Below are 18043 nucleotides of genomic sequence, written 5' to 3'. Positions count from 1 at the left end.
CATGGCACGGATTGCGGTGATCGGCGCCGGCATGGGCGCGATGGCGGCCGCTGCCCGGCTGGCCGTCGCGGGCCACCGGGTGGCGGTGTACGAGCGTGGGGAGACGTACGGCGGGGCGGTGCGCCGCTTCGAACGCGACGGGTTCTCGTTCGACACGGGCCCCGGGCTGCTCACCCTGCCCGCGGTCTACCGCGACCTGTTCGTCAAGACCGGCAAGCAGTCCCTGGAGGAGTGCGTCGAGCTGGTCCAGGTCGACCCGTCCTCGCGGCACGTCTTCCCGGACGGCACGGAGGTCGCCCTGCCGAACGCGTCCCGCGCGGGCGTCGTCCGGGCCCTGGAGACTGCTCTCGGGGCCGGGGCGGGTGACCGCTGGGGCGAGTTCCTGGTCAGGGCCCGCGAGGCCTGGGACCGCACCCGCAGACCGCTCCTGGAGGAGCCCCTGTGGACCGACTGGCAGGTGCTGGCCGAGCGGGAGCCCTATCCGGCGGTCCCCCACAAGCGGCTGCTGCGCACCCGTCGGGCCGGCACGCTCGCCGAGGTCGCCGCCTGGGAGCTGCGCGACCCACGTCTGGCCGCCCTCCTGGAGAGCCATGCCCTGGCATACGGCCTCGATCCCCGGGTCGTTCCGGCGAGCGCGGCCGTGCTGCCGTACATGGAGCACGCCTTCGGCACCTGGTATGTCCGGGGCGGCATCCGGGAGTTGGCGCGTGCGGTGTACGAGCGGTGCGTGGCCCGGCGGGTCGAGTTCGTCTTCGGCGCCGAGGTCTCGGGGATCGTCGAGAAGGACGGCCGGGCGGCGGGGCTGGAGCTGGCTGACGGGACCGTCGTGGAGGCCGACCAGGTCGTGGCGGGCGTGGATCCCGTACGGCTGAAGGGGCTGACGGAGCACGCGCTCGACGAGGACGGTGACGTGTTTCCCGATGCGTCGTCGCCGTCGCCGGGCCGGTTCACCGTACTGCTGGCCCTGCGCGGGGCCCGTGAGGCGGGTGCCGCGCATCGCACGGTCGTGCACGCGCCGGACCGGGAGGCCGAGTTGAACTGGGTGAGCGGGGAGGGAGACGGCCCGGCGCAGCCCACGGTGACCGTGCTGCGGCCGAACGATCCCGCGCTGCGGCCCGACGAGGAGCACGAGTCCGTGGTCCTGACGGCGGTGGCACCGCCCAAGGGTGACTGGGCAGCGGACGGCCCGGTGGAACGGTTCGCTGAACTCATGGTCGGCGCGGCAGGGGCTGCGGTTCCCGGACTGCGCGAGCGGGTCCTGTGGCGGGAGATACGGACGCCCGGAAACGCCGGGGACGAGACGGGCGCCTTCCTCGGGGGTGTGTCGGCGCCCTCGCTCGCGGGCGGGAAAGGCGGCTTCCTGCATCCTGCCAACAGCACCCGGCTGCCGGGGCTCTATCGCGTGGGCGGCTGGTCGCACCCTGGGGGCGGGCTTGCGCACGCGGGCATGTCGGGTGCGCTGGTCGCCGGGCTGATCGTGGAGGGGCCGGGCTTCCGGGGCTCGCAGTGAATCCCCGGGCGCCCGGGCGGGGCAGCAGGCCTCAGAAGCGGTACTGCTGTTCGTCGAACCCGTTCCCGGGCACCTGCCCGTTGCCGTTGGCCGTGCCCTGGCCATTGCCGTCGTCCTGGTAGGGATACTGCTGCTCCGGCGGGAGTTCACCGCCGAAGAACGGGTCGTCGGTGTTGCGCTGCTGCGGGACCCAGACACCGCTCGCCGGGGTCTCGCCGTAGCCGGCGTTGCCGTACTGCTCCTGGCCGTAGCCCTGCTGACCGTACTGCTGCTGGTCGTATCCGGAGTCGTACGAGGTACCGCCGTAGCCCTGTCCGATGTACGGGTCCGAGTAGGCGGCGTACTGCTGCTGGCCCGAGGCGTCGTAGCCGTACTGCTGCTGGTCGTAGCCGGTGTAACCGTCGTACCCGTAGGTCTGGTCGCCGTTCTGGGCCGCTGCCGCGTACGACTGGTCCTGGCCCGCGCCCGCGTAGGACTGGTCCTGGCCGGTCGCCGCCGCGTATGCGGCGTCGCTGTATATGCCATACGAGCCGGTGTCGTCGGGGATGGGCTGCGGTTCGTAGACGGCCGTGCTCTCGGCCTCCGTGGGCCGGACGGAACGGGCGGGGGTGAAGACGTCGTCCCGGTCGTAGTCACGGTCGAAGTCGTCGCCCTGCTGGTACGTTCCGGCACCGGTGCCGTAGGCGTCGTTGCCGACACCGTCGGCGGGGCTGTGGCCGAAGTCACCGAAGTACGCGTCTGCGCCGTTGCCCTGGCCGTACGCGCCCTCGGCGGCCTCCAGGTCGGAGACCTCCAGCGTCGGGTCCTGATGCTCCCCTTCGCCTCGGCGGCCCTTCTTGCCGAACCGCGAGAGGAAGCCCGAGCGGCCCGCGACGGCCCAACCGGCCGAGAAGCCGCTGCGGAACGACAGGGTGACGTACGTCTGCCCGACCGCGAAGGCCGCGGCGCCCAGGCCGATGACCAACACATTCGGGATGAGCACGCCGAGGACCACGCCGAGGAAGCCGCCGAAGGCCAGCAGCCGCCAGCGCAGCCGCGCCTTGTACTGCAGCAGAACCTCTCCGAGTAGCCACAGCGCGACGATGCCAAACGCGATGTAGAGGACCGTCCAGCCCATGTACGCCCCTCTCCCAGTGGCCGCTACGCAGTGTGTCGTACGCCCGCGCGGCCGGTCTAGGCCCGCTGTGGGTGGTGCAGACCCAGGTTCTCGTAGATTTCCAGCGATGCCGTGGAGTTGTTCAGCGTAATGAAGTGCAGTCCGGGGATTCCCTCGGCCAGCAGTCGCGCGCAGAACTCCGTGGCGAACTCGATGCCAATGGAGCGTACAGCCGCCGCGTCGTCTTTGGCTGTGAGGATCCGCTCTTTAAGGGTGGAGGGGATGGCCGCGTTGCTGAGCTGCGGCAACCGCTCCAGCATCCGCACGCTGGTCACGGGGATGACCTCGGGGATGACCGGGGTCGGGCAGCCCGCCGCCGCGACCGCGTCCCGCAGCCGCAGATACGACTCCGGGTGGAAGAACATCTGGGTGATCGCGTAGTCCGCGCCGGCCCGGCACTTGTCGACGAAGTGGGTGACGTCCGCGTCCTGGTCGGGAGAGCGCGGGTGGGTCTCCGGGAAGGCGGCGACGCCTACGCAGAAGTCGCCCGACTCCTTGATGAGCCGGACGAGTTCGGCGGCGTACGTCAGACCGCTCGGGTGCGGTACCCACTCGGCCATCGGATCGCCGGGCGGGTCCCCGCGCACGGCCAGGATGTTACGGATGCCCGCGTCGGCGTACTGGCCGATGATGTTGCGCAGTTCGGCGACGGAGTGGTTGACCGCGGTGAGGTGGGCCACCGGGGTGAGCGTCGTGTCGGAGACGATCTGCTGGGTCTCCTTGACCGTGCCCGCGCGCGTCGACCCGCCGGCGCCGTACGTCACGGACACGAAGTCCGGTGCGACCGCCTCGACCCTCCGGAGCGCGTTCCACAGGTTCCGCTCGCCCTTGGGAGTCTTCGGCGCGGAGAACTCGAAGGAATACGTGGTCTTGCCGGTCGCGAGCATGTCACGCACGGTGCGTGCGCGGTCAGTCCTGGTGGACGCGGTTCCTAGGGCCATACCCGCAGGTTAGTCAGGGGGCGGCGGTCTCCCAACCGGATGGCGGAAATTTGCCCGGATTGTCGACTTGTTGTCCACGCCTCGGACACTGGACGCGGGCACCTGGACCTCAGGGATCTCCGGTGCCCGGTTACAGGGAACGCAGCCGCTTGGCGAACTCCGCCGCCGCCGCGCCCGGGTCGTCGGCCTTCGTTATCGCCCGTACGACGACAACCCGGCGGGCGCCCGCCGCCAGCGCCTCGTCCAGGTTGCCCAGGTCGATGCCGCCGATGGCGAACCAGGGGCGCCCGGTGGCGAGCCCGGCCGTGTACCGGACCAGGTCGAGGCCGGGCGCGTGGCGGCCGGGCTTGGTGGGGGTCGGCCAGCAGGGGCCCGTACAGAAGTAGTCGACGCCCGCCTGGACGGCGGCTGCCGCGGCCTCCGGTTCGGCGTGTGTGGAGCGGCCGATGAGCACGTCCGGGCCGAGGATCGCGCGGGCCGCCGGGACGGGCAGGTCGCCCTGGCCGAGGTGCAGTACGTCGGCACGGGCCGCATGGGCGACGTCCGCGCGGTCGTTGACCGCGAGGAGCTTGCCGTGCCGGGCGCAGGCGTCGGCGAAGACCTGGAGGTGGTCCAGTTCCTCGGCCGCCTCCATGCCCTTGTCGCGCAGTTGCACGATGTCGACCCCGCCCGCCAGAACGGTGTCCAGGAACTCGGCGAGGTCACCCTGCCGTCGGCGGGCGTCCGTGCAGAGGTAGACCCGGGCGTCGGCCAGCCGGGCGCGGGCAGTGCCGGCGCCGACGGTCGCCCCGGGCACGGAGTCGGTCGTCTCGGGCATACGTGTGTCCCCCCATGGACGCGCCCATGGGGTGTTCTCCCCGGGCGCGCCCCTGTGTGGCGGTGTGCGGACCGCGGCCCGCACACCAACGGCTGGTCGGATCAGACGGCGAGCGCCTGGGCGCGACGCTTCACCTCCGTGCCGCGATTCTCGGCGAGGGCCTGCGCGGGGGTACCGGGCAGGCTCGGGTCGGGAGTGAAGAGCCACTCCAGCATCTCTTCGTCGGAGAAGCCGTCGTCCCTCAGGAGCGTCAAGGTGCCGGTCAGGCCCTTGACGACCTTCTGCTCGACCCCGTCGATAAAGGCGGCGGGGACGTGCAGCGCACGGTTCTCACCACGGCGTACGGCGATCAGCTGGCCTTCCCTGACCAACTGCCGGACGCGTGTCACCTCGACATCGAACACTTCGGCGATGTCGGGGAGGGTGAGCCAGGCGGGGACGAGAGCATCGATCTTTGCGTCAATCTCGGTCACGGGACAAGCCTGCCATCCCGCACTGACAGTCGGAAGCCGGGCCCCTCCGACCTGCGCCGTTGCGGTGGTGTCGAGCCGCGTCAGGCTATGCCGTGGCCGCCTTCAGTGGCCGGGAGGGGTCCGTCAGCGCCTCGGCGTCCATCAGGGTGCCCGCCTCGACCAGGCGGCGCCCCTGGGCCAGGTCACGGGGGCGGCCCACGGCCAGCAGGGCCACCAGGCGGCCCTCCCGCAGCCAGCAGACCGTCCAGGCGGGCCCGGACGGGTCACCGCGCCACAGGGTGGTGTCGGCGGACTGGTGGTGGCCGACGTACTGGACGAAGCGGCCGAACTGCTCCGACCAGAAGTACGGGACCGGGTCGTAGACCGCCGGGGACTCCCCGATGATGTTCGCGGCGACCGTACGGGGCCCCTGGAGGGCGTTGTCCCAGTGGTGGACCAGAAGGCGCCGGCCGTACCTTCCCGAAGGGAAGGAGGCGCAGTCGCCGACCGCGTAGACGTCCGCCGCGGAGGTGCGCAGGTGGTCGTCGGCGACGACCTCCCGGTGGTCACCCAGGGCGATCCCCGAGTCCGCCAGCCAGGCCGTGGCCGGGCGGGCCCCGATGCCGACCACGACGGCGCCGGCGGGCAGCCGCGAGCCGTCGTCGAGCACCACCGCGCCGGGCTCGACGCGGGCCACGCGCGCGTGGGTGCGCAACGAGGCGCCGCTGTCGGCGTACCAGGCGGCCATCGGCGCGGCCACCTCGGCGGGCAGAGCGCCTGCGAGCGGCCGGCCGGCGGCCTCGACGACAGTGACCGCACAGCCGGCCTCGCGCGCGGCAGTGGCGAACTCGGCGCCGATCCAGCCGGCCCCGACGACCACGATGTCGTGCTGGCGAGCGAGTACGGGTCGCAGCCGTTCGGCGTCGTCCAGGGTGCGCAGCAGATGCACACCGGGTACGCCCTCGGTGCCCGGCAGCCGGATCGGTTCGGCGCCGGTCGCGAGGACCAGGACGTCGTACGGGACGGGCCCCTCGGCGGTGTCCAGCTCGTGTTCGGCGCCGCGGACGCCCAGCACCTCGCACCCGAGCAGCAGTTCGATACCGAGGGCCTCGAAGTCGACGTCGAAGGCGGAGCCCTCCGCCTTGCCGAGCAGCACGGCCTTGGACAGCGGCGGCCGGTCGTACGGCTGATGGGGTTCCGCGCCGAGCATGGTCACGGTGCCGGTGAACCCCTGCTCCCGCAGGGCGACCGCGGTCTGCACCCCGGCCATGCCCGCACCCACGACGACCACGCGCCGCGGCTGCGACACGCCCTGTGTGCCCTGTGCCTGCGTCCGCTCGGCCTGCGTCTGCTCGCTCACTCGATCACCATAGACAATTGACAAATTGTCAGTCAGTGGGCGCGGTCAGTGACCTACTGCACACCCACCTGTTCCACGACACTCGTCCCGCTGCCCGGCTGCGACTCCCACTCCCAGGCCTCCGCCAACCGCAGCCGCCCGTCCGGCAGTTCGGTCACTTCGGACACACAATGGCCCGAGGACGTCGTCCCGTCGTGCTTCAGCTGCACGTACCGGAAGTCGAGACGGTCACCTTCCCGCGTACCCACGAGACGGCCGCGTACGACATCCCCGCCCGCGTACTCGGCCCAGATCTCGCCGTCCTGCTCGTGGTAGGTGAACCGGGTGCGCGTCCCCACCTGGCCCGGGGCCTGATCCACGACGGGGGCGAGGACGAGGCCGTCCAGCGAGCGGGGCATGGGCGGAGGCTCCCTTACATGGGCGTTGCTCTGCGGGCTAGGCTGACCAGCGTAAGCACTCGCGGGAGCCCGGACGCACCGGGCTGAGAGGGAGGCTGGACGGCCTCCGACCGTACGAACCTGATCCGGGTCATGCCGGCGAAGGGAGGGGCTGGACGCCCATGTCGCGTACGCACACTTCGGACGTCGTTGTCGTCGGAGGCGGGATCATCGGGCTGGTGACGGCCTGGCGGGCCGCGCAGCGCGGGCTCGCCACGACCGTCGTGGATCCCGTGCCGGGCGGCGGGGCCGCCCAGGTGGCGGCCGGGATGCTGGCCGCCGTCACGGAACTGCACCACGGCGAGCAGACCCTGCTGGGGCTGAACCTGGAGTCGGCCCGCCGCTACCCGGACTTCGTGGCCGAACTCACCGAACTGACCGGCCACGACCTCGGCTACCGCCGCTGCGGCACCCTCGCCGTCGCACTCGACGCCGACGACCGCGCCGAGCTGCGCGAGCTGCACGCCCTGCAACAGCGGTCGGGCCTGGAGTCGGAGTGGCTCTCGGGGCGCGAATGCCGGCGCCTGGAACCGATGCTCGCGCCGGGCGTGCGCGGGGGGCTGCGGGTGGACGGCGACCACCAGATCGATCCGCGGCGGCTGGCCGGGGCGCTGGTGGACGCGTGCGAGCGGGCGGGGGTGGTGCTGCGCCGGACGTGGGCCGAGCGGCTCGACGTACGGCGGGGGCGAGCCGTGGCGGTCACGGACTCGGACGGCGACGAACTGGCCGCCGGGTCGATCGTGCTGGCCGGGGGCAGCCTCAGCGGACGGCTCGCGGGGGTCCCTGAGGCCGTGCTGCCGCCCGTACGGCCCGTCAAGGGGCAGGTGTTGCGGGTGACCGTGCCGAAGCGGTACGCGCCGTTCCTGAGCCGGACCGTGCGGGCCGTGGTGCGCGGCAGCCAGGTCTATCTGGTGCCGCGTGAGAACGGTGAGCTGGTCGTCGGGGCGACCAGCGAGGAGCTGGGCTGGGACACGACGGTCACGGCGGGCGGCGTGTACGAGTTGCTGCGCGACGCCCACGAACTCGTTCCCGGGATCACCGAGCTGCCGTTGACGGAGACGCGGGCGGGACTGCGCCCCGGGTCCCCCGACAACGCGCCGTTGCTCGGCCCGACGGCGCTGGAGGGGCTGTTGGTGGCCACCGGCCACTACCGGAACGGGGTGCTGCTGACGCCGGTCACGGGAGATGCCATGGCCACTGTTCTGGCCACCGGTGAACTGCCGGACGAGGCCCGGGCCTTCACACCTCGGCGGTTCGACGCCATAAGCGCCATGAGCACGGTGCAGTTCGTATGAGCCATCACTTGAACATCCTGGTCAACGGCCGGCAGCGCGAGGTCTCCCAGGGCACCGTGCTCGACGCTCTGGTGAAGTCCCTCACCGCGGCGCCCTCCGGGGTGGCCGCCGCGCTCAACGAAACCGTCGTCCCGCGCGCGCGGTGGTCGTCGACCCCTCTCTCCGAGGGGGACCGTGTCGAGGTCCTCACCGCCGTCCAAGGAGGCTGAACCATGGCCGACGATCCCTTTGTCCTCGGTGGTACCACCTTCACGTCCCGGCTGATCATGGGTACGGGGGGTGCGCCCAGCCTCGATGTGCTGGAGCGGGCGCTGGTGGCCTCCGGCACGGAGCTGACGACGGTCGCGATGCGGCGCGTCGATCCGTCGGTGCACGGGTCTGTTCTGTCGGTGCTGGAACGGCTCGGCATCCAGGTGCTGCCCAACACCGCGGGGTGTTTCACCGCCGGGGAGGCCGTGCTGACGGCCCGGCTGGCCCGGGAGGCACTCGGTACGGATGTGGTGAAGCTGGAGGTCATCGCCGACGAGCGGACGCTGCTGCCGGATCCCATCGAGTTGCTGGACGCGGCGGAGGTGCTGGTGGAGGACGGGTTCACGGTGTTGCCCTACACGAACGACGATCCTGTGCTGGCGCGGAAACTGGAGGACGTGGGGTGCGCCGCGGTCATGCCGCTCGGGTCGCCCATCGGGTCGGGGCTGGGGATTCGCAACCCGCACAACTTTCAGCTGATCGTGGAGCACGCGCGTGTGCCGGTGATTCTGGATGCGGGGGCGGGGACGGCGTCGGATGTGGCGTTGGCGATGGAGTTGGGGTGTGCGGGGGTGATGTTGGCGTCGGCGGTGACCAGGGCGCAGGAGCCTGTGCTGATGGCTGCCGCCATGCGGAGCGGGGTGAACGCGGGGAGGTTGGCCTACCGGGCGGGTCGGATACCTCGGCGGCACTTTGCTGAGGCGTCGTCTCCTACTGCCGGGCTGGCTGCGTTGGATCCCGAACGGCCTGCTTTCTAGGTGCCCTCTGCTTCACTGCCCTTTGATCTCCCACCCACGCACCACCCGTTTCAGCCCGTTGACAAGGGAAGCTCTCCTGTGGGGGTTCGCCGTCATAGGCGGCTCTCCGTTTGCGATCTGCGTCACAGGTCGGCTTCAGTCCCGCTGCTTTCTTGTGCTTTCCTGGCCGAAACTGCGGGCTTGTCAGCGGCGGCTCGTACACTCACCTGCGTGGATACGACCCTTCAGGACCCTCTCGTCGGGCAGGTGCTCGACGGCCGCTATCGCGTGGACGCGCGGATCGCGGTCGGCGGGATGGCCACGGTCTACCGGGCCGTGGACACCCGCCTCGACCGCGTGCTCGCCCTCAAGGTGATGCATCCCTCGCTCGCGGCCGACGTGGCCTTCGTCGAACGGTTCATCCGGGAAGCGAAGTCCGTGGCCCGGCTCGCGCACCCCAACGTCGTACAGGTCTTCGACCAGGGCGCCGATGGGTCGTACGTCTATCTCGCCATGGAGTACATCGCCGGCTGCACCCTGCGTGACGTGCTCCGTGAACGCGGCGCGCTCCAGCCCCGGGCCGCGCTCGACATCCTGGAGCCCGTGCTCGCCGCGCTCGGGGCGGCGCACCGGGCCGGGTTCGTGCACCGCGACATGAAGCCCGAGAACGTGCTGATAGGGGACGACGGTCGGGTCAAGGTCGCCGACTTCGGGCTCGTGCGGGCCGTGGACACGGTCACCAACACGACGGGGGCCGTCCTCGGCACCGTCTCCTACCTCGCGCCCGAGCAGATCGAGAGCGGCACCGCCGACCCCCGGGTCGATGTGTACGCCTGCGGAATCGTCCTCTACGAGATGCTGACCGGCGACCAGCCGCACTACGGCGACTCCCCCGCGCTGGTGCTCTACAAGCACCTGCACGAGGACGTGCCGCCGCCGTCGGCCCTCGTACCGGGGCTGGCCTACGAGCTGGACGCGCTGGTCGCCTCGGCCACCGCGCGCAACGCCGACATCCGCCCGTACGACGCCGTGGCGCTGCTCGCGCAGGTCCTGGAGACACGCGGCTCGCTCGACGCCGAGCAGCTGGACGCCGTACCGCCGCAGGCCGTCGCCTCGGCGCACGACAACGCCGAGGATTTGACGAGCGTCATCCCGCGCGCGCTGGCCGTGCCGCGGCCCCTGCCCGTCAACGAGGACGAACCCCCGGTCGACGAGCGGCGGTTGAACCGGACCAGTCGGCTGGGAGCTGTCGGCGCTCCCCCTGCGCCCGCCCCGCCCTCCCGGCGTGCCGCGCGGGACCGGAAACGGCGTACGCCGCTCGCCATCCTTGTCGCCGTACTGCTCGTCCTCGGTGTGGGGGCGGGCGTCTGGTACATCAACTCCGGGCAGTTCACGCAGGTCCCGGCCGTACTGTCACAGACCCAGGCAAAGGCCGAGGCCCGATTGGCGAACGCCGGGCTCGAAGTCGGCAAGACCAAGACGGCCTACAGCGACACGGTGCCGCGCGGCACCGTCATCAGTACCGATCCGAAGGTAGGCGAGCGCATCCGGGACAACGACACCGTGACGCTCACCATCTCCATGGGGCCGGAGACCGTGCCGGTGCCCCAGCTTTCGGGCTATCGCCTCGACAAGGCCAGGGCGCTGCTGAAGCGGAACGGTCTGGAGCCCGGGATGGTCACCCGCGAGTTCAGCGAGGAGGTGCTCCGGGGTTCCGTGATCAGCACCAGCCCGGACCCCGGCACCGAGCGGCGCGCTGGTTCCGCGGTCGCCCTCGTCGTCAGCAAGGGCAGCCCGGTGGAAGTCTCCGACGTCACAGGCGCGACCCTCGCCGACGCGCAGGCCGAGCTGGAACAGGCCGGGCTGAAGGTCAAGGTCGCCACCAAGACCGTCAACTCGGACGAGTTCGAGCAGGGGCAGGTCGCCGTCCAGTCACCCGAGGGCGGCAGCGAGGCCGAGCAGGGCGACACGGTCACGCTGACGGTCTCCAAGGGCCCCGAGATGATCGAGGTCCCGGATGTCGTGGGCGACAGCGTCGACGACGCGAAGGCGGCTCTGGAGGGGGCCGGGTTCAAGGTCGACGAGGACCGGGGACTCCTCGGGCTCTTCGGCGACACCGTGAAGAAGCAGTCCGTCGACGGCGGTGACACCGCAGCCAAGGGGTCGACGATCACCATCACGATCCGCTGACCCCGGCGGGCAGTCGCAGTCGCAGGCCATCGGCATCCGCCGACGGGACGCGGAGCGCCGCATGTCACCCTGACAGGGTGACCAGCAAGCAGCTCCGCAACCCCGTCGGCGGCCATGTTCCCGTGGCCGGCGGTCTCCACTCCGTCGGCCTGTCCTACGCCCGCGATCTCCTGGCCGAGACCGTGCAGGTCTTCGTCGCCAACCCGCGCGGCTGGGCGACGCCCGTCGGCAACCCCCGCCAGGACGAGGAGTTCCGCGCGGCCTGTGCCGACGGCTCGATCCCGGCGTACGTCCATGCCCCGTACCTGATCAACTTCGGCTCGCACACCGAGGCGACCGTCGAGCGGTCGGTGGAGTCACTGCGGCACTCGTTGCGGCGCGGACGCGAGATCGGCGCGCTGGGCGTGGTGGTGCACACCGGGAGCGCGACCGGCGGGCGGGACCGGTCCGTGGCCCTCAAACAGGTACGGGAACATCTGCTGCCGCTGCTCGACGAGCTCACCCACGACGACGACCCGCATCTGCTCCTCGAGTCGACCGCCGGGCAGGGCTCTTCCCTCTGTTCGCGCACCTGGGACTTCGGGCCGTACTTCGAGGCGCTCGACGCCCATCCGAAGCTGGGCGTCTGTCTCGACACCTGCCACATCTTCGCGGCCGGGCACGATCTGACCGGGCCCAGCGGAATGCACCAGACCCTCGATCTGCTCGTCGACACGGTCGGCGAGGGGCGGCTGAAGCTGATCCACGCCAACGACTCCAAGGACGTGGTCGGCGCGCACAAGGACCGCCACGAGAACATCGGCGCGGGTCATATCGGCGAGGACCCGTTCCGCGCGCTGATGACCCACCCCGCGACCGAGGGCGTACCGCTGATCATCGAGACGCCCGGCGGGAAGGAGGGGCACGCGGCGGATGTGGAGCGGCTGAAGAAACTCCGGGACGGGTAGCGGATCAGGACCCGGCATCCGCTTCAGGAATACCCCTGGGGGGTATATTGCTGGCGAGTGCAGGAAACCGTGACCACGTGACACCGGGGGCACCCATGGAACACGAGACACACGCACACCAGCACACGCCGGCCGCCACCTGGGCCATGGCCGTCCAGGCCACCCTGCACTGCCTCACCGGCTGCGCCATCGGCGAGGTGCTCGGCATGGTCATCGGCACAGCGCTGGGGTGGGGGAACCTGCCCACCACCGCGCTGGCGATCGTCCTGGCGTTCTTCTTCGGCTACTCGCTCACCCTGCGCGGAGTCCTGAGGGCGGGCGTCGGATTCCGTACGGCCGTCCAGGTCGCACTGGCCGCGGACACCCTGTCGATCGCCGTGATGGAGCTGGTCGACAACGGCGTGATCGTGCTCTGGCCGGGCGCGATGGACGCCCAGCTGGACGATCTGCTGTTCTGGGGAGCGCTGGCGATCTCACTGGCCGTCGCCTTCGTCATCACCACGCCGGTCAACAAGTGGACGATCGGCCGGGGCAAGGGCCACGCGGTGGTGCACCGGTACCACCACTGACCCCAGCAACCCAAGATCTCAGTAACCCCAGGAGCTCAGAGCTCGGGGCCGTCCCCGGGCTCCTCCTGGTACGAGTAGCGCTGTTCGCGCCAGGGGTCGCCGACGTTGTGATAGCCGCGTTCCTCCCAGAACCCGCGGCGGTCGGCGGTCATGTACTCCACCCCGCGCACCCACTTGGGTCCCTTCCAGGCGTACAGGTGGGGCACCACCAGCCGAAGCGGGAAGCCGTGTTCCGCGGTGAGGAGTTCGCCGTCCTTGTGGGTGGCGAAGATCGTGCCGCCGGACGCGAAATCGGCCAGTCGGAGATTCGAACTGAAGCCGTATTCCGCCCAGACCATGACGTGTGTGACTTCGGGCGCCGGCGGCGCGGCCTCAAGGATCGTCCGCGCCGGAATTCCGCCCCACTCGGCGCCCAGCATGCTGAACTTCGTGACGCAGTGCAGATCGGCCACTACGGAGACATACGGCAGGGCCGTGAACTCCTCATGGTTCCAGCAGCGCTTCTCACTGTCGGCGGTGGCACCGAAAACCCTGAACTCCCAGCGCTCGGGGCGGAATTTGGGCACCGGCCCGTAATGGGTGACCGGCCAGCCGCGCTGCATACGCTGCCCCGGCGGCAATTCGGGCTGCGCCGCACCTCCTGAATCGCGCTCTCCCGATTCACGTTCCACCGGCTGACCCATGGCTCCATCCTGACAGACCAGGAAGAGTGCGCATGACCAGGCCCGACCAGATTCCACCAAGTCCGGATAACTTGGACTAAGCATGCCCTTACTTACTAAGTACGCACTTACTGGACGATCTTCGATGGCGATGAAATCATTCGGCGGCAACCTCCCCAGTCCCCCGCTTGGAAGGAGCCTCTGCGATGCAGGGCGACCCCGAGGTCATCGAATTCCTCAATGAGCAGCTGACCGCCGAACTCACGGCGATCAACCAGTACTTCCTGCACGCGAAGATGCAGGAGAACTTCGGCTGGACGAAGCTCGCAAAGTACACGCGGCACGAGTCGTTCGACGAGATGAAGCACGCGGAGATCATCACCGACCGGATCCTGTTCCTGGACGGCCTGCCGAACTATCAGCGGCTCTTCCACGTCCGGGTGGGACAGACCCTCACGGAGATGTTCCAGGCGGACCGGCAGGTCGAGGTCGAGGCGATCGACCGCCTCAGGCGCGGGATCGAGGTCATGCGCAGCAAGGGCGACATCACGTCCGCGAACATCTTCGAGTCGATCCTCGCGGACGAGGAGCACCACATCGACTACCTGGACACCCAGCTGGAACTGGTGGAGAAACTCGGCGAGGCGCTCTACATCGCGCAGCTCATCGAGCAGCCGGAGAGCTGAGAGCCGGCCTTCAGGGCGCAGCGGCCTCCAGGCCTCAGGCCGCCTCGTCCAGCTGTTCGGCCCGGACTTGCCTACTGCCCTCGTCCGCGAGCCCACGGGTCGGGTATGCGCCCCTGCCCAGCAGCGCCTGGATGCGTCGTACGCACGAGCCGCAGTCCGTGCCCGCCTTGCAGGCCGACGCGATCTGACGGGGGGTGCAGGCGCCGTCCGCCGCGTGCTTCTTCACCTGCGACTCGGTCACTCCGAAGCAGTTGCAGACGTACACGCGGGTCACCTCCCGACGGGATCCAAAGGACGTGCCATACCGAGACCAAGGCCCGCTTGATCGGTGAGGCAAACCTAACCTTACCCGTCTGCCGGGTGCCCGAAAAGTGCTGTGGGGCGCGGATCGTATGTGATCCGCGCCCCATATTTCCGCCTGTAATAGGCGGAACAACCGGTGATCTACTACTGGTCCCTGTACATCTCCGCGACCAGGAACGCCAGGTCGAGCGACTGGCTGCGGTTGAGGCGGGGGTCGCAGGCCGTCTCGTAGCGGTGGTGCAGGTCGTCGACGAAGATCTCGTCGCCGCCGCCCACGCACTCGGTGACGTCGTCGCCCGTCAGCTCCACATGGATACCGCCGGGGTGCGTACCCAGCTCCTTGTGGACCTCGAAGAAGCCCTTGACCTCGTCGAGCACGTCGTCGAAACGGCGGGTCTTGTGACCGGAGGCCGCCTCGAAGGTGTTGCCATGCATCGGGTCGGTCACCCAGGCCACCGTCGCACCCGACGCCGTCACCTTCTCGACCAGCTCGGGCAGCTTGTCGCGGACCTTGTCTGCGCCCATACGGACGATGAAGGTCAGCCGGCCCGGCTCACGGTCCGGGTCGAGGCGCTCGATGTACTGCAGCGCCTCCTCGGCCGTCGTCGTCGGGCCGAGCTTGATGCCGATCGGGTTGCGGACCTGGGAGGCGAACTCGATGTGCGCGCCGTCCAGCTGCCGGGTGCGCTCACCGATCCACACCATGTGCGCCGAGACGTCGTACAGCCGTCCGGTGCGGGAGTCGACGCGGGTCAGCGCCGACTCGTAGTCCAGGAGCAGCGCCTCGTGCGAGGAGTAGAACTCGACCGTCTGGAACTCGGCCGGGTCCGTCCCGCAGGCACGCATGAAGTTCAGCGCGTTGTCGATCTCGCGGGCCAGCTGCTCGTACCGCTGGCCGGACGGGGACGACTTCACGAAGTCCTGGTTCCAGGCGTGCACCTGGCGCAGATCCGCGTACCCACCGGTGGTGAAGGCGCGGACCAGGTTGAGCGTGGAGGCGGAGGCGTTGTACATCCGCTTCAGTCGCTCGGGGTCCGGGATACGGGACGCCTCGTCGAAGTCGAAGCCGTTGACCGAGTCACCGCGGTACGTCGGCAGGGTCACGCCGTCGCGGGTCTCGGTGCCCTTGGAGCGCGGCTTGGAGTACTGGCCGGCGATCCTGCCGACCTTCACGACCGGCACGGAGGCCGCGTACGTGAGGACGGCGCCCATCTGGAGGAGGGTCTTCAGTTTGGCGCGGATGTGCTCGGCGCCGACGGCATCGAAGGACTCGGCGCAGTCGCCGCCCTGGAGGAGGAACGCCTCTCCCTTGGCGACGGCCGCCATCCGGGCGCGCAGCTGATCGCACTCGCCCGCGAAGACAAGCGGGGGATACGACTCGAGCTCCGCAACGACTGCGCGCAGAGCCTCGGTGTCGGGGTACTCGGGCTGCTGCGCCGCGGGCAGGTCTCGCCAGGTGTTGCCAGCGCTCGCGCTGGTCTTAGCGTTCACGGTCACGACCTCAACATTACGGGGTCATGTCGGGCGTCCATCCGCCTGCTCATCAAGTGAGACGGGGTTCGCTCGTTCGGGTCCGGTGAGCGGAATGGCGGGTCCATGTGCCGGTTCATGATCTGCCCGTGTCCTGTGGTGTATGGTCCGTCGCATGTTCGCGCACTCGACCCAGAACCAGAACTGGTGGTGGCCCGCTCACTCGGCGGCCCACTGACTGCGCGTACGCAAGACTTCGCGAAGGCCGCCCGAGGGGCGGCCTTCGGTGTTTCCGCGGACTTCCGCGCCGGGCCGTTCCTCCCGATCACTGATCCAGTCATCGATCGATGGAAGAGGAACGATGCGACTCGACCGGCTCCTGCACGACAACCGCCCGTTCGCCCTGCTCCGCCGCCGTACCCCCGGCCACAATCACGAGATGGTCGAACTGCTGCTCGGCCCGGTGACCACGTACGACCGGCTCGCGGACATCCCCGACGAGGGTCTCGCCCTCATCCCCTACCGCCAGATCCGTGAGCGCGGCTTCGACGTCCGCGACGACGGCACACCGCTGGCGGTGCTCACGCCCGAGGAGACGTACGAACTCCCGCTGGAGGAGGCGCTGGACCGGCTTCCCGCGCATGACGTGCGGGTCGAGGGCGGTGGCTTCGACGTCGGGGACGAGGAGTACGCGGACATCGTCGGGCGGGTGCTGCGGGAGGAGATCGGGCGCGGCGAGGGGGCGAACTTCGTCATCCGGCGGACGTACGAGGGTGAGATCCCGGGCTTCGGACGCGCCGACGCCCTCGCGCTGTTCCGGCGGCTGCTGGTCGGGGAGCGGGGCGCGTACTGGACGTTCGTCGTGCACACAAGTGAGCGCACTCTGGTCGGGGCCAGTCCTGAGGTGCACGTGCGGATGTCCGGCGGGACCGTGGTCATGAACCCGATCAGCGGGACGTACCGCTATCCGGCCGAGGGGCCGACCCCCGAGCACCTGCTCTCGTTCCTCGCCGACGGCAAGGAGATCGAGGAGCTGTCGATGGTCGTCGACGAGGAGCTCAAGATGATGTGCACCGTCGGCGACATGGGCGGGGTCGTGGTGGGGCCGAGGCTGAAGGAGATGGCCCATCTCGCGCACACGGAGTACGAGTTGCGGGGGCGCTCCTCACTGGATGTGCGGGAGGTGCTGAAGGAGACCATGTTCGCGGCGACCGTGACCGGGTCGCCCGTGCAGAACGCCTGCCGGGTGATCGAGCGGCACGAGGTCGGTGGGCGCGGTTATTACGCGGGGGCGTTGGCGCTCGTCGGGCGGGACGCGGGCGGGGCGCAGACCCTCGACTCGCCGATCCTCATCCGGACCGCCGACATCGCGCCGGACGGACGGCTGCGGGTGCCGGTCGGCGCCACGCTCGTCCGCGGCTCGGACCCGGCGGGTGAGGTCGCCGAGACCCACGCCAAGGCGGCCGGGGTGCTGGCGGCGCTGGGTGTCGTACCGGGGAGGGCCAGGGAGGCGGGCGTACGGCCGCGGCTCATGGACGATCCACGGGTGCGGGCGGCGCTGGACGGGCGGCGGGCCTCCCTGGCGCCGTTCTGGCTGCGGATGCAGGAAGCCCCCAGAGAGGGAGCGGAGCTGACCGGGCACGCCCTGATCGTCGACGCCGAGGACACCTTCACGGCGATGCTCGCGCACGTCCTGCGCTCGTCGGGCCTTGAGGTGACCGTGCGGCGCTACGACGAACCGGGGCTGCGGGAGGCGGTCGCAGGGCACGAGGGGCCGCTGGTTCTCGGGCCGGGCCCCGGTGATCCGGGCGACCTGACCGACCCGAAGATGCAGTTCCTGCGCGAACTGACGGCCGAGGTCGTCCGGGACCACCGGCACGGCGTCCTCGGGGTCTGCCTCGGGCACGAACTGATCGCGGCGGAGCTGGGGCTGGAGATCGTACGGAAGGAAGTGCCGTATCAGGGCGCGCAGACGGAGATCGATCTGTTCGGGCGGACGGAGACCGTCGGTTTCTACAACAGTTTCGTGGCGCACTGCGACGACGAGGCGTCCAGGGAGCTGGCGGCGCATGAGGTCGAGGTCAGCCGGAGCGCGAACGGGGAGGTACATGCGCTGCGGGGGCATGGTTTCGCCGGTGTGCAGTTCCACCCGGAGTCGGTGCTGACGCTGAACGGGGCCGCTGTCGTACGGGAGTTGATGGAGCGGCTGCGGGGTGCGGCCACCCTGGGGTGAGGCGGGCGGGCGCCCGGGCTCGTTGCCGG

Annotated in this window: 18 protein-coding genes and 1 riboswitch; of the genes, 9 read left to right on the top strand and 9 right to left on the bottom strand. The window is 70.2% G+C overall.

Translation table 11 applies throughout. The features are described 5' to 3' along the window. Position 1 precedes the first annotated feature (1 nt). A complete protein-coding gene (locus OG734_RS36440) occupies positions 2-1510 on the top strand; it encodes a phytoene desaturase family protein (RefSeq protein ID WP_330291681.1) in 1509 nt (502 codons plus the stop codon). A gap of 31 nt (positions 1511-1541) precedes the next feature. Here OG734_RS36440 and OG734_RS36435 read toward each other — a convergent pair whose 3' ends face one another. The 6 genes from OG734_RS36435 to OG734_RS36410 form a co-directional block, all read right to left on the bottom strand. Beyond that, complete coding sequence (locus OG734_RS36435) at positions 1542-2627, bottom strand: SCO2102 family sporulation regulator (RefSeq protein WP_330291680.1); 1086 nt, start codon at positions 2625-2627, stop codon at positions 1542-1544. 56 nt (positions 2628-2683) lie between these two features. Next, the gene (gene metF, locus OG734_RS36430) at positions 2684-3607 is read right to left on the bottom strand and encodes a methylenetetrahydrofolate reductase [NAD(P)H] (protein WP_330291679.1); all 924 of its coding nucleotides are present in this window, start codon (positions 3605-3607) and stop codon (positions 2684-2686) included. 130 nt (positions 3608-3737) lie between these two features. After that, positions 3738-4424, bottom strand: coding sequence for a thiamine phosphate synthase (gene thiE, locus OG734_RS36425; protein ID WP_330291678.1), 687 nt, complete (start codon positions 4422-4424; stop codon positions 3738-3740). A gap of 101 nt (positions 4425-4525) precedes the next feature. Further along, a complete protein-coding gene (locus OG734_RS36420) occupies positions 4526-4897 on the bottom strand; it encodes an Rv2175c family DNA-binding protein (protein WP_330291677.1) in 372 nt (123 codons plus the stop codon). Positions 4898-4982: 85 nt separating this feature from the next. Continuing rightward, complete coding sequence (locus OG734_RS36415) at positions 4983-6167, bottom strand: NAD(P)/FAD-dependent oxidoreductase (RefSeq protein WP_330293921.1); 1185 nt, start codon at positions 6165-6167, stop codon at positions 4983-4985. 122 nt (positions 6168-6289) lie between these two features. Next, positions 6290-6634 carry a hypothetical protein gene (locus OG734_RS36410; protein WP_330291676.1) on the bottom strand — a complete coding sequence of 115 codons (345 nt, stop codon included), beginning with the start codon at positions 6632-6634 and terminating at the stop codon, positions 6290-6292. A 51-nt stretch (positions 6635-6685) separates the two neighbouring features. Beyond that, positions 6686-6798: riboswitch (TPP riboswitch) on the top strand. Between OG734_RS36410 and thiO the strand changes: the two genes are divergently transcribed. The 6 genes from thiO to OG734_RS36380 all read left to right on the top strand — a co-directional run bounded on the left by thiO (position 6796) and on the right by OG734_RS36380 (position 12660). After that, the gene (gene thiO / locus OG734_RS36405) at positions 6796-7968 is read left to right on the top strand and encodes a glycine oxidase ThiO (protein ID WP_330291675.1); all 1173 of its coding nucleotides are present in this window, start codon (positions 6796-6798) and stop codon (positions 7966-7968) included. Its footprint overlaps the riboswitch before it by 3 nt. A gap of 8 nt (positions 7969-7976) precedes the next feature. Further along, entirely contained in the window at positions 7977-8177 is a 201-nt protein-coding gene (gene thiS, locus OG734_RS36400; protein WP_330293920.1) for a sulfur carrier protein ThiS, read from the top strand. 3 nt (positions 8178-8180) lie between these two features. Beyond that, positions 8181-8975 carry a thiazole synthase gene (locus OG734_RS36395; protein ID WP_330291674.1) on the top strand — a complete coding sequence of 265 codons (795 nt, stop codon included), beginning with the start codon at positions 8181-8183 and terminating at the stop codon, positions 8973-8975. Between the two features lie 210 nt (positions 8976-9185). After that, positions 9186-11144 carry a Stk1 family PASTA domain-containing Ser/Thr kinase gene (gene pknB, locus OG734_RS36390; protein WP_330291673.1) on the top strand — a complete coding sequence of 653 codons (1959 nt, stop codon included), beginning with the start codon at positions 9186-9188 and terminating at the stop codon, positions 11142-11144. Between the two features lie 77 nt (positions 11145-11221). Then, a complete protein-coding gene (locus OG734_RS36385; RefSeq protein ID WP_330291672.1) occupies positions 11222-12091 on the top strand; it encodes a deoxyribonuclease IV in 870 nt (289 codons plus the stop codon). Positions 12092-12186: 95 nt separating this feature from the next. Then, positions 12187-12660, top strand: a complete 474-nt coding sequence (locus OG734_RS36380) for a DUF4396 domain-containing protein (RefSeq protein ID WP_330291671.1) — start codon at positions 12187-12189, stop codon at positions 12658-12660. A gap of 35 nt (positions 12661-12695) precedes the next feature. Here the strand turns inward: OG734_RS36380 and OG734_RS36375 are convergent, their stop codons facing one another. Then, the gene (locus OG734_RS36375; RefSeq protein ID WP_330291670.1) at positions 12696-13343 is read right to left on the bottom strand and encodes a sulfite oxidase-like oxidoreductase; all 648 of its coding nucleotides are present in this window, start codon (positions 13341-13343) and stop codon (positions 12696-12698) included. 185 nt (positions 13344-13528) lie between these two features. Here OG734_RS36375 and bfr point away from each other — a divergent pair, with 185 nt between their 5' ends. After that, a complete protein-coding gene (gene bfr, locus OG734_RS36370) occupies positions 13529-14008 on the top strand; it encodes a bacterioferritin (RefSeq protein WP_330291669.1) in 480 nt (159 codons plus the stop codon). Positions 14009-14042: 34 nt separating this feature from the next. Here the strand turns inward: bfr and OG734_RS36365 are convergent, their stop codons facing one another. Then, positions 14043-14282 carry a (2Fe-2S)-binding protein gene (locus OG734_RS36365; protein ID WP_330291668.1) on the bottom strand — a complete coding sequence of 80 codons (240 nt, stop codon included), beginning with the start codon at positions 14280-14282 and terminating at the stop codon, positions 14043-14045. A gap of 173 nt (positions 14283-14455) precedes the next feature. Further along, positions 14456-15808, bottom strand: coding sequence for a class II 3-deoxy-7-phosphoheptulonate synthase (locus OG734_RS36360; RefSeq protein WP_330291667.1), 1353 nt, complete (start codon positions 15806-15808; stop codon positions 14456-14458). 334 nt (positions 15809-16142) lie between these two features. On the opposite strand from OG734_RS36360, the gene OG734_RS36355 reads away from it, so the two are divergent. Further along, positions 16143-18014: an anthranilate synthase family protein gene (locus tag OG734_RS36355; RefSeq protein ID WP_330291666.1), complete on the top strand. Its 1872-nt coding sequence runs from the start codon at positions 16143-16145 to the stop codon at positions 18012-18014. The last annotated feature ends 29 nt before the right edge of the window (positions 18015-18043 follow it).

Origin of the sequence: Streptomyces sp. NBC_00576, from assembly GCF_036345175.1 — a bacterium.
Taxonomy (GTDB): Bacteria; Actinomycetota; Actinomycetes; order Streptomycetales; family Streptomycetaceae; genus Streptomyces.
This window is presented reverse-complemented; position numbering and strand designations above follow the sequence as displayed.

Coding starts and splice junctions, on each gene's coding strand:
- OG734_RS36440 (WP_330291681.1), top strand. CDS start 2: ATGGCACGGATTGCGGTGATCGGCGCCGGCATGGGCGCGATGGCGGCC.
- OG734_RS36435 (WP_330291680.1), bottom strand. CDS start 2,627: ATGGGCTGGACGGTCCTCTACATCGCGTTTGGCATCGTCGCGCTGTGG.
- metF (WP_330291679.1), bottom strand. CDS start 3,607: ATGGCCCTAGGAACCGCGTCCACCAGGACTGACCGCGCACGCACCGTG.
- thiE (WP_330291678.1), bottom strand. CDS start 4,424: ATGCCCGAGACGACCGACTCCGTGCCCGGGGCGACCGTCGGCGCCGGC.
- OG734_RS36410 (WP_330291676.1), bottom strand. CDS start 6,634: ATGCCCCGCTCGCTGGACGGCCTCGTCCTCGCCCCCGTCGTGGATCAG.
- thiO (WP_330291675.1), top strand. CDS start 6,796: ATGTCGCGTACGCACACTTCGGACGTCGTTGTCGTCGGAGGCGGGATC.
- OG734_RS36395 (WP_330291674.1), top strand. CDS start 8,181: ATGGCCGACGATCCCTTTGTCCTCGGTGGTACCACCTTCACGTCCCGG.
- OG734_RS36380 (WP_330291671.1), top strand. CDS start 12,187: ATGGAACACGAGACACACGCACACCAGCACACGCCGGCCGCCACCTGG.
- OG734_RS36375 (WP_330291670.1), bottom strand. CDS start 13,343: ATGGGTCAGCCGGTGGAACGTGAATCGGGAGAGCGCGATTCAGGAGGT.
- bfr (WP_330291669.1), top strand. CDS start 13,529: ATGCAGGGCGACCCCGAGGTCATCGAATTCCTCAATGAGCAGCTGACC.
- OG734_RS36355 (WP_330291666.1), top strand. CDS start 16,143: ATGCGACTCGACCGGCTCCTGCACGACAACCGCCCGTTCGCCCTGCTC.